The organism is Cellulomonas sp. IC4_254, assembly GCF_011603975.1.
Taxonomy (GTDB): domain Bacteria; phylum Actinomycetota; class Actinomycetes; order Actinomycetales; family Cellulomonadaceae; genus Cellulomonas.
Genome location: NZ_JAANNB010000319.1, coordinates 1 through 2,439 on the forward strand (window position 1 = coordinate 1; position 2,439 = coordinate 2,439).

Here is a 2,439-nt window from a genome sequence, read left to right on the forward strand (position 1 = left end):
GCCGACGGCGGTGGCGGGCAGCCCGCTGGCGCCCGCGGCGAGGCCCACGGCGAGACCCAGCACGAGGCGGTCGGCGGCCTCGGCCGCGGCGGCCCGCGCGGCCGGGACCGGCGGCACCGCCGGGTTCGCGGCCGCCGTCGCCTCGGCCGCCGTCATGTCGGGCGGCGCCGGCTCGGCCCGGGCCGGCTCGGCCCCGGCCGCGTCGGCCCCGGCCGCGTCGGCGGGCGCCGCCTCGAGCACGACCCGCTCGGTCACGGCACCGGCGACCTCCGGCGACCCGCCCGCGAGCGGCCACGGCTCCAGCCGGGACAGCCACGCCTCCAGGGGGTCCGACGACAGCCGGGCGTCCGGCGTCTGCGCCAGGTCGAGCGGGGCGTGCGCGGCGGTGAGCCGCTCGGCGACCAGGGACGGCAGGGCGCGCTTGAGCGGCCACGGCTGCACGAGCCCGAACCCGGCGCCGGTCCCCGGGGTGACGAGGGCCGGGTGGTCGCCGCGCAGCGCGCCCACGAGCGCCGACGTGAACAGCGCCTGGTACGCGGCGCCGGAGGCCGCCGGGTCCTTGACCTCGTAGGCCGGGTCGCCGAGCGCGCAGGCGTAGAACACGTCCACGGCCGCGGCCGGTCCGCGCGGCGGCAGGTTCGGCACCACAGCGACGCCCTGCACGCTGAGCTCCTGCACGGTGCTCGCGGCGGTGCGGCAGGCGTCCGAGACGAGCACGACGTGCCGCACCGGCAGCCGCTCCGCGAACCACGAGGTCAACGACACGTTCACGGCCTGGCTGCCGTCCTCCGGCGCCCCGGTGAGCAGCCAGAACTCCGCGTTGCCGGTGTTGATGCCGTGACCGCTGAAGTAGACGACGAGCTGGTCGACGTCGCCGCGGTCGACCAGGGCGCGCACGCCGGCCAGCACGTCGCCGGACGTGACCGGGGAGCCGTCGTCGTCGGTGAAGGTCAGCACCAGGTCGTCCGGCACGCCCTGCTCCGTGGCCCAGGTGCGGACGGCCGCGACGGCGCCGGGCACCGCGGGCAGCTCGGGGAACCGGCCGCCGGTGCGAGCCACGCCGACGAGGACCAGCGCGCGCGCCACCGTGGTCACCCGACCGGTCGGGTGGCTGACGGGTGTGGGCGGGCGGCCATCTCGACTCCGTCGTCCGGGGCGCGGACCCTTCGAGTGCAGCACCGGCGCGGGGGCGCGTCAAGACTCCGGGCCGTGCTGGTGTGGCCCGGGTCACACTGCTAGCGTCGGTGGTCTCGAGGCGTCCCGTCCGCCGGGCGGGGGACGGGCGACGGCGCCCGCCCCGTCCGGCCACCCGCACGGAGCGCCGGGCGTCCGCCGCGTCGTCCGCCGGAGGGGGCCGGACCCATGGACACCGTCACCGCGCCGGGAGGCGGCACCACCCTGCCCGAGCGCCTCCGGGCGCAGGAGGAGCTCCAGCGGGAGCTCGCCGCCCGCCGTGCACGGGACCGGGCCGGCGTCCGGGTCCCGGCGGTCGAGCGGGTGGACCGCGGGGAGCTCGTCGAGGCCAACGACCCGCTGCGCGTGGCCCGCCGCGTCGACCGGGTGAGCCGGTTCCGCACCGGCGCGGACCCCGACTCCGTCCCGGTCGACGCGCCCGCGCCCGCCCTGGTGGCGGACGCGGCCGAGCGGCTCGACCTGCCCGGCGCGCCGCAGGTCCTGCTGGAGAAGGTGATCAACCAGCCGGACTTCCTCGAGGCGCGCTACCTCGAGGGCGGCTTCGTCGCGCAGCGCACCGTCGGCCGGGTCGTGATCCGGGGCGCCGACGGCCGGACCGCTGGTTTCGGCACCGGGTTCCTGGTGTCCGCGCACCTGCTGCTGACCAACCACCACGTGCTGCCGGCGCCCGACGTGGCCGCGGGCAGCGTGCTGCAGCTCGACTTCCAGCGCGGGCTCGACGGCGACCCGCTGCCGGTCGTCGAGGTCGGTCTGGACCCGGACGCCTTCTTCGTGGCGGACCCGGAGCTCGACTTCGCGCTGGTGGCCGTCGCGGGGGCGCCGGCGAGCACCGCACCGTTCGGCTGGTGCCGGCTGACCGACGCGCAGGGCACCGTCGTGGTCGGGGAGTCCGTGACGATCGTGCAGCACCCGGCCGCGCGCCGGAAGGAGGTCGCGCTGCGGGAGAACCGGCTCGTCGACATCCCCGAGCAGGTCCTGCACTACGTCACCGACACCGAGCCCGGGTCCTCGGGGTCGCCGGTGTTCAACGACCAGTGGGAGGTCGTCGCGCTGCACCACGCCAGCGTCCCCGACCCGGCCCCCGGGGCCACCGGGTCGCTGAACGAGGGCATCCGGATCAGCCGGATCCTGCACCACCTGGCCGGGCTGCCGCTGGACCCCGGGCGGCGCGCGCTCGTCGACGCCCTGGACGACCCGCCGACGCCGCACGGCGGGCACGAGACGGCGGCCGCGCTGTCGCCGGCG

The 2,439-nt window shown here is 78.1% G+C and carries 1 protein-coding gene and 1 pseudogene; one reads left to right on the plus strand and one right to left on the minus strand.

Annotation, left to right across the window (positions count from 1 at the left end; all coding sequences use genetic code 11):
* Window positions 1–1,086: pseudogene (locus G6556_RS18325) on the minus strand (caspase family protein); the annotation flags it as partial.
* Between the two features lie 276 nt (window positions 1,087–1,362).
* Here G6556_RS18325 and G6556_RS18330 point away from each other — a divergent pair.
* The coding region (locus tag G6556_RS18330; RefSeq protein WP_166944518.1) for a serine protease at window positions 1,363–2,439 on the plus strand (1,077 nt) is incomplete at its 3' end.